This window comes from Microlunatus sp. YIM B11417, assembly GCF_059617205.1.
This window is the reverse complement of sequence record NZ_JCAMPJ010000013.1, coordinates 146,968-154,217: the sequence shown is the minus strand read 5'-3', so window position 1 is coordinate 154,217 and position 7,250 is coordinate 146,968. Positions and strand designations below refer to the sequence as shown.

11 protein-coding genes are annotated in these 7,250 nt (G+C 70.0%); 6 read left to right on the top strand and 5 right to left on the bottom strand.

Annotated features, from left to right (window positions below):
• Window positions 1-142 precede the first annotated feature (142 nt).
• Window positions 143-550, top strand: coding sequence for a MarR family winged helix-turn-helix transcriptional regulator (locus tag AC6CCG_RS32940; protein WP_496659091.1), 408 nt, complete (start codon window positions 143-145; stop codon window positions 548-550).
• 17 nt (window positions 551-567) lie between these two features.
• Entirely contained in the window at window positions 568-1,455 is an 888-nt protein-coding gene (locus tag AC6CCG_RS32935; RefSeq protein ID WP_496659090.1) for an LLM class F420-dependent oxidoreductase, read from the top strand.
• 3 nt (window positions 1,456-1,458) lie between these two features.
• Here AC6CCG_RS32935 and AC6CCG_RS32930 read toward each other — a convergent pair whose 3' ends face one another.
• From AC6CCG_RS32930 to AC6CCG_RS32920, 3 genes are all read right to left on the bottom strand, one after another.
• Window positions 1,459-2,055, bottom strand: coding sequence for a M48 metallopeptidase family protein (locus tag AC6CCG_RS32930; RefSeq protein ID WP_496659089.1), 597 nt, complete (start codon window positions 2,053-2,055; stop codon window positions 1,459-1,461).
• A gap of 13 nt (window positions 2,056-2,068) precedes the next feature.
• Window positions 2,069-2,404 (bottom strand): L-rhamnose mutarotase, encoded by a 336-nt coding sequence (locus AC6CCG_RS32925; RefSeq protein WP_496659088.1) that lies wholly within the window; start codon window positions 2,402-2,404, stop codon window positions 2,069-2,071.
• A 107-nt stretch (window positions 2,405-2,511) separates the two neighbouring features.
• Window positions 2,512-2,808: a hypothetical protein gene (locus AC6CCG_RS32920; RefSeq protein WP_496659087.1), complete on the bottom strand. Its 297-nt coding sequence runs from the start codon at window positions 2,806-2,808 to the stop codon at window positions 2,512-2,514.
• Between the two features lie 615 nt (window positions 2,809-3,423).
• Between AC6CCG_RS32920 and AC6CCG_RS32915 the strand changes: the two genes are divergently transcribed.
• From AC6CCG_RS32915 to AC6CCG_RS32900, 4 genes are all read left to right on the top strand, one after another.
• Window positions 3,424-3,585, top strand: coding sequence for a DUF5679 domain-containing protein (locus tag AC6CCG_RS32915; protein ID WP_170304471.1), 162 nt, complete (start codon window positions 3,424-3,426; stop codon window positions 3,583-3,585).
• 165 nt (window positions 3,586-3,750) lie between these two features.
• Window positions 3,751-4,662, top strand: coding sequence for a hypothetical protein (locus AC6CCG_RS32910; RefSeq protein WP_496659086.1), 912 nt, complete (start codon window positions 3,751-3,753; stop codon window positions 4,660-4,662).
• Between the two features lie 5 nt (window positions 4,663-4,667).
• Window positions 4,668-6,047 carry an ABC1 kinase family protein gene (locus tag AC6CCG_RS32905; protein WP_496659085.1) on the top strand — a complete coding sequence of 460 codons (1,380 nt, stop codon included), beginning with the start codon at window positions 4,668-4,670 and terminating at the stop codon, window positions 6,045-6,047.
• A gap of 5 nt (window positions 6,048-6,052) precedes the next feature.
• Window positions 6,053-6,217, top strand: coding sequence for a hypothetical protein (locus AC6CCG_RS32900; protein ID WP_496659084.1), 165 nt, complete (start codon window positions 6,053-6,055; stop codon window positions 6,215-6,217).
• Window positions 6,218-6,433: 216 nt separating this feature from the next.
• On the opposite strand, the gene AC6CCG_RS32895 is transcribed toward AC6CCG_RS32900, so the two are convergent.
• Entirely contained in the window at window positions 6,434-6,745 is a 312-nt protein-coding gene (locus AC6CCG_RS32895; protein ID WP_496659083.1) for a WhiB family transcriptional regulator, read from the bottom strand.
• A gap of 137 nt (window positions 6,746-6,882) precedes the next feature.
• A complete protein-coding gene (locus AC6CCG_RS32890) occupies window positions 6,883-7,224 on the bottom strand; it encodes a hypothetical protein (protein ID WP_496659082.1) in 342 nt (113 codons plus the stop codon).
• Between the last annotated feature and the right edge of the window lie 26 nt (window positions 7,225-7,250).

Below are 7,250 nucleotides of genomic sequence, written 5' to 3'. Positions count from 1 at the left end.
CGACCACCGGCAGAGCACGAGCAAGCCCACTACGATCGGCTCCAACCCGTGCACCAACCAGAGCCGGCCCACCAATAACCGACCGGCCCGAAACCCGTGACGGTTCAGTGGTGACCGGTCGGCGGTTTGTACGGTTGGGGATGTGATTGAGGGGACGCTGGCGTTTCGGCTGCTCAAGGCGTCGAAGTCCGCCCGGCCGGCGATCTGGCCGGTGCTCGCCGAGGTGGGGCTGCACCCCGGGCAGGACCTGCTGCTGTCCCGGCTCTGGGAGGCCGACGGGATCACCCAGGCGGAGTTGATCGCGCGGATCGGCGTCGAGCCGCCGACCGTGACGAAGGCCCTGCAGCGGTTGGAGCGGGCCGGCTTCCTGCGTCGCGAACCGGGCCCGGGGCGGACCAGGACCGTTCACCTCACCGAGGCCGGGCGGGCTCTGCAGGCTCCGGTCGAGCAGGCCTGGCAGGAGGCCGACGCTCTCATCACCGCCCGCTTGGGCGAGGCCGACGCAGCCCGACTCGCCGAACTGCTCGGCCGGGTGGCCGACCTGGATTAGCCGGCTAATATAGCGGCATGAAGATCGGACTCCACGTCATGAAGTTCGGCATGCCCGACGGGCCGGCCGCCATCGGGCCGACCCTGAGCCGCGTCGTCCGCGACGCCGAGCAGGCCGGAATCCACAGTTTCTGGCCGATGGACCACTTCTTCCAGATCGGGATCGGCGGGCCGCCGGAGGACCCGATGCTCGAGGTCTACTCGACGCTGGCCTGGGCGGCCGGCCAGACCACCACGCTGCAACTCGGCGCCCTGGTCACCGGCGTGCACTACCGCCACCCGGGCCTACTGCTGAAGACCGTCTCGACGCTGGACGTGCTGTCCGGCGGCCGGGCTTGGCTGGGCCTCGGTGCAGCTTGGAACGAGCATGAGTCGCGCGGGCTCGGCGTACCCTTCCCGCCACTGGCCCAGCGGTTCGAGATGCTCGAGGAGTCGCTGCAGATCGCGCACCGGATGTTCGCCGGCGACGAGAGCCCGATCGAGGGCCGGCACTACCGGCTGGAGCAGCCCCTGAACCATCCGGCGCCGTTGCACCGCCCGCCGATCATGATCGGCGGCATGGGTGAGCGGAAGACGATGCGCCTGATCGCCGAGTACGGCGACGCCAACAACTTCTTCGAACTGCCGGCGCCCGGAGCGCTGAAGCAGAAGCTGGACGTGCTGCGCCGGCGCTGCGACGAGGCCGAGCGCCCGTACGACGAGATCGTCAAGACCACCACGGGCATGCTCGGCGAGCGCGATCTGGACGCGGCCCGGCGGCGGTTCGAGGCACTGGCCGAGCTGGGCGTCGACCTGGCGATCGTCGACCTGCCCGACCCGTCGGATCCGAGCACGTTCGACTACCTGGCCAAGCTCGTCGAGGAGGTCGCACCGCTCGGCCGTCCGACGCCCGCCCTGCTCGGATAGCCCTCAGAACAACCGCGGCGGCTCACCCGGCTCCAGCACGTCCGGACCCGCGTCGGGAGCGTCCTCCGGGACGGCCGGTGTGCCCTGGCCGGCCAGGTAGCCCTCCAGATAGCCGCGGGCCTTGGCGGCCTCCGGGTAGCGGTCGACCAGGGCCCAGAACTCGGGCGAGTGGGCGCCGTGGACGAGATGGGCCAGCTCGTGCAGCAGGACGTAGTCGACCACCCAGGACGGCATCGGCTGCAGCCGGTGGGAGAGCCGGATGGTGCCGGTGCTCGGCGTACAGGATCCCCAGCGCTGCTGCTGGTTCTGCACCCAGCTGACCCGGGTCGGCCGCGGCGGATAGCCGAGCGCCGGGGCCAGGAACCGCTCGGACAACTCGGCGGCCCGGCGGCGCAACTCGGCGTCGCCGGCCGGGGCCCGGTCCCGGGTCTCCCGGTCCAGCACCTTCTTGACCATCTCGCTGACGAACCGGGATTCGTCGGCCTTGGACATCCGCTGCGGGATCAGGACCACGATCGCGTCCCGCTCGCGGTACGCGGTGACCGTGCGCTTCCGCCGCGCGCTGCGCCGCACCACCACGTGCGGTTCGCCCTGCTCCACCCCGCCTCCTCGTTCAGAGAGCTCCCAACTGCTGCTTCAGATTGAACACCTCGGGTACGACAGTCGCAGCCTCGTCGACGCGCCGCTCGAGGTCGACGAAGAACTCCTGCATCGACGCCTCCCAGCGGGCGGCGACCTCCGACCGGGCCAGGTAGGCGGCGCTCGCCTCGTCGGAGTCGGTCTCGTAGTAGCCGATCAGCAGACCGTCATCACGCAGGAACAACGAGTAGTTGCGCCGGCCGGAGGCCTCGATCTCGCGCAGCATCTCGGGCCAGACCGGGTCGTGCCGCAGCCGGTACTCCGTCAGCCGCGCCGGATCGACCTGCACCGTGAAGCAGACCCTCGCCATCGCTCTCCTCCCATCGCCGGGTTCGGCCTCGTCCGGACACGGGCGAGGGGGCCGCCCGGTGTCGTCATCCGACACCGTACGACCCCCTCACACCGAGTTCCGCGCCGCTAGTTGGACGCCGCCAGCCGCTCGGTGGCGACGGGCGCCTCCTCGGCCTTCCGGGCCTTCTCGAGCTTCACAGTCTTCTCGGTCTTCTCGGTCTCCTCGGAGACCTTCGACTCCTCCGCAGCTGCGGATTCCTCGAGCCGAGCCTGCTGCTTCGACCAGACGTGGAGTTCGCCGCACCAGAGGCACTGAGTCGCACCCTGTTCCAGCTTCATGGCATCCCACGCCGCCTTGTCGAGGTCGATCCCGGTCGGGATGTCCTTGTGCGTAGACGGACAGTTGATCACGACCTGTGACATCGCCTCTCACCTCCTCCCCTGTTTCGGGGCCCCCGGTCATTCGATGTGTGAGCGCAAGCCGAAGGACCACCCTTGTTCGGGACCCCACCATCGACCAGCTCGGGGTCGCTTCCCCACCAGGCGCCGGTCCCGAATTCATCACGCGCGGAAGATTCTAATTGCTGGTCTCAGTCTGCAGGAAATTCCTTCGTACCACCGGTCCTAGAGGTCTTGAGTCTCCATTTGGCTTCTGACCAGCGAAGGCGCACCAAACCTCAAGATTGTCCACAGTCCGCGACGCTCAATTCACAGGGCTACCCACAGGATTGTCCACAGATTGTTCGGCGCCCGGCGGCGACGCGTGTTGACGGCAGCCGACCGAAGCCATAGCGTTCACTCCACGAAGCCTCCAGTTGGTCGGCGCGCTCGCAGGGGAAGGCAAGCGCACACCGAACTCTGGAGGCTTCGTTTTGCGTTGTTTGAGCCTGGATCCGCGCCCGATAACACGCCGCGCGCCAACACGCCAGTCCGCGTCCGCTCGCGTAAAGTAACCGGCGACCGAGCGCTGCAGGCCGCAACGCGGTCCCGCGGACAAACGACCAGGTCTGCGGAGGATTTCGAGCAAGGAGACGAACGATGGCTGCAGAAACCTACAGCGGTGAGTTCTACTGCGTGAAGTGCAAGGCCAAGCGTGAGGCGACCGGCGAGGTGCACGTCAACGACAAGGGCACCCGGATGGCCAAGGCCAAGTGCCCCGAGTGCGGCACCAACCTGAATCGCATCCTCGGGAAAGCCTGAGCAAACCTGGCTCCGGCCGGGATCTGCGGCTCAGGCCGCACCCGATGAACGGCCGCGGATCGCCTGCTTTCGAGCGACGTTCCGCGGCCGCGGCGTTTTCCGGGTACGAGATCGACCCTGTGGACAACCGCTCCCGGGTGATGCGGCCCGGGTGAGGATGGCTCCGTGAAGCCGTCCACCGTCGCGCCCGCCCGCCCGCGACTGGTCAGGTATCCGGGGCTGACCAGGTCGACCGTGTTCCTCCGCCGCAGCCCGGACGCCGTTCAGGTCGGCATCGACACCGACACCGCGCGGCTGCTCTCCGGCGTCTCCCCCGCCCTGGCCGACGTGCTCTCCCAGATCGACGGGCGGCAGACGCTCGGTTCGCTGCGCCGGGCCGCGCGACGGCTCGCCGTACCGGAACGGCAACTGGACGAGGCCCTGGCCGTGCTGCGGCAGGCCGGGCTGGTCGTCGTGCGGTCCTCGGCCACCCCGCCAGACCTCGCGAGTACGCTCTCGGGCGCCCGGATCGGCCTCGTCGGCAGCGGGCCCCTGGCCACCCGGTTGGCCGAGTCACTGGCCCGCTGCGGCCCCGCCGAACTGATCCGCTCCGCCGCAGAGATCCGGTCCCGCGACCCGGGCGCCGCGCCGCCGGACCTGACCGTGGTCGCCACCGGCACCGCAGAGCCGGACCGGGTGCTGACCGCCGGACTGGTCCGGGCCGACCAGCCGCACCTGATCGTCCGGGCGGCCGGGGACCTCGCCGTGGTCGGCCCGTTCGTGCTGCCCGGCCGGTCGGCCTGTCTGCGGTGCATCGACCTGACCCGGGCCGGCGCCGATCCCGGCTGGCCGGAACTGCTCGCCCAGCTCTGCCGGCACCGGTCGGATACGCCGGAACTGGCGGCCGGCTGGGCCGCCGGGACCGCGCTACTGCAGGTGCACGCCGCCCACCGGTACGTCCTCGGGCGGCCGGACGCCGAGCCGCCCGAGACGCTCGGTGCCACCCTCGAACTGGACGGCACCGACCTTGCGCCCCGGCTGCGCCGCTGGCCCGGCCATCCCGGATGCGGCTGCGGTTGGGGCGGCCCGGCAGAATGACCTCCATGACCACCCCACGGCCAGCCGACGACCAGCCCGGCCCTCCGCCGGAGAGCGGCCCCGAGGCCGCCGAGTCGGGCGACCTGGCCAGGTCGGCCTGGCGCCGCGGCGCGCGGCTCGCCTCGTTGCCGCTGGGGTTCGCCGGTCGGGCCACGGTCGGGTTGGGCAAGAAGCTCACCGGCACGCCGGCCGAGGCGGTCAGCGAGGAGATGCAGCGGCGGGCGGCCGACCAGTTGTTCCGCGTCCTCGGCGAGCTCAAGGGCGGCGCCATGAAGTTCGGTCAGGCGCTCAGCATGTTCGAGTCGGCCCTGCCGGAGGAGGTCGCCGCACCGTACCGGAAGCATCTGTCGCGGCTGCAGGACTCCGCGCCGCCGATGCCGACCTCGCGGGTGCAGTCGGTGCTGGCCCGCGAGCTGGGCGGCGAGTGGCGCAGCCGGTTCCGCTCCTTCGAGCCGCGGCCGGCGGCCGCGGCGTCGATCGGCCAGGTGCACCGAGCGGTCTGGCAGGACGGCCGCAAGGTGGCGGTGAAGGTGCAGTATCCCGGTGCCGATGAGGCGCTGCGGTCGGATCTGAAGCAGCTGCGCCGGCTGTCCCGGGTGATCTCGCCGCTGGTCGGTGGCCTCGACGTCGAGCCGCTGGTGGACGAGCTGACCGACCGGATCGCCGAGGAACTCGACTACACCATCGAGGCGTCGTCGCAGCACCAGGCCGCGGTCGGCTTCGCCGGCCATCCCGACTTCGCGGTGCCGGAGGTGATCGCACAGACTCCGCGGGTGATCGTCACCGAATGGCTGGACGGAGTCCCGATGTCGCGCGCCGAGGGCTTCGACGAGGAGCGCCGGAACCGGATCGCCCTCCGCTACGTACGGTTCCTGTTCGCCGGCCCGTCCACCGTCGGGCTGCTGCACGCCGACCCGCACCCGGGCAACTTCCTGATCCTGCCCGACGACCGGCTCGGCGTGGTCGACTTCGGCCTGGTCGCGCGGTTGCCCGAAGGGCTGCCGCCGGCGATGGGCCGGATCCTGCGGATCGCCCAACGCGGTGACGCGGCGACCGTCGCGGCCGGCCTGCACGAGGAGGGCTTCGTCGCCGCCGACGTCGACCCGTCCGATCTGCTCGACTACCTGAGCCCGTTCGTGGAGCCGGCGACCGTGCCGGAGTTCCAGTTCACCCGGGACTGGATGCGGGAGCAGTTCCAGCGGGTGAAGGACCCGTCGTCGTCGAACGGGGTCGCGGCCCGGCTCAACCTGCCGCCGACGTACCTGCTGATCCACCGGGTCTGGCTCGGCGGGATCGCGGTGCTGTCGCAGCTGAACGCCCGAGCGCCGTTCGCTTCCGTACTCGAGGAGTTCCTGCCCGGGTACGCGGAGCCGAGCCCGAACTGAGCGTCATGGAACGCTGTGCCGAGTGCGGCCGGGAACCCGAGACCGGTGAAGCCACCTGGACCTGGAGCCGGGAACGGCTCGAGGACGGCAGCATCGTGATCTTGTGCCCGGCTTGCGCGCGCGAGCATGCGCGGAGCATCGAGGCCAAGCTCGACCCAGAGTGGTGGTGATCAAGAAACCCGCCGTACGGCCATGGAAGGCCCGGGCCACCGTCAGTTGATCATGCTCGCGAGCGAGCGATGTCGATCATGACAGGGCCCGCGCCAACCAGAGCCGCACGGCGTGGACGAACCGGGCCGGCGCCGAAACGCCGGCCCCCGCGACGGCGGCGGACGGACCTGCCGATTCCAGGTCTACGTCCGCACGCCGCCGCTCGGCGATGCCGTTCATGCCGCCTGACCCGCCCCGGCTTCGGTGTACGGGTCGACCGGGTACTTCCGGGGACGACCACGCGGGCGCTTCCGCGGCACCACGACACCGGACACGAACAACTCGCCACCCCAGACGCCCCACGGCTCACGCCGCTCCAGGGCCCCGGCCAGGCACTCCGCCACGACCGGGCACGTCTTGCAGAGGGCCTTCGCCGACTCGACGTCCGCCGGGGACTCGGCGAAGAACACCTCCGGATCAACCTGCCGACAAGGCAGTTTCTCCAGTTCCTGCGCTGAACCAAGTGACTCCAGCACTGAGACAGTCACTTGTTCACCTCCTTGATCAATTCGGCCTACTTCGGATCGACCGGTGATGTCGATCCGGAACTTCTGGGCCGGGAATCACAAAGGCCGTGATTCCCGGTGGTCTGGGAGTCACGGCCTGGAGGCTGCGCGGTGTTTTGCTACACCGGCGGACTACAGGAACTTCGTCCCAGTTGGGTCGGCTTGGTGGCGGCCTTGCCACGGTTGGACTGCAGATGGGTCATGCCAGCGGAGACCCGGAGACCCTGCACCGGACCGCCGATCACGACCGTGCTCAGCGGAGCCGGCATGGTGGCGGTGGTGCGCGGGCCGTAGGCAGCCGGTGCGCCCATGTCCGCACCGGAATCGGCGACGCAGACTGCACCGGTGGCGATCGTGCGAACAGCGCCGACCTTGTCTTCACGACAATGGGTCGGCAGCACGACGGAGGCGCGCAGAGCAAGATCAACCTGGAAGGTGTTGATCTTGTTCGGGATGATCAAGGTTTTGGTATCCATCTGCGTGCCTC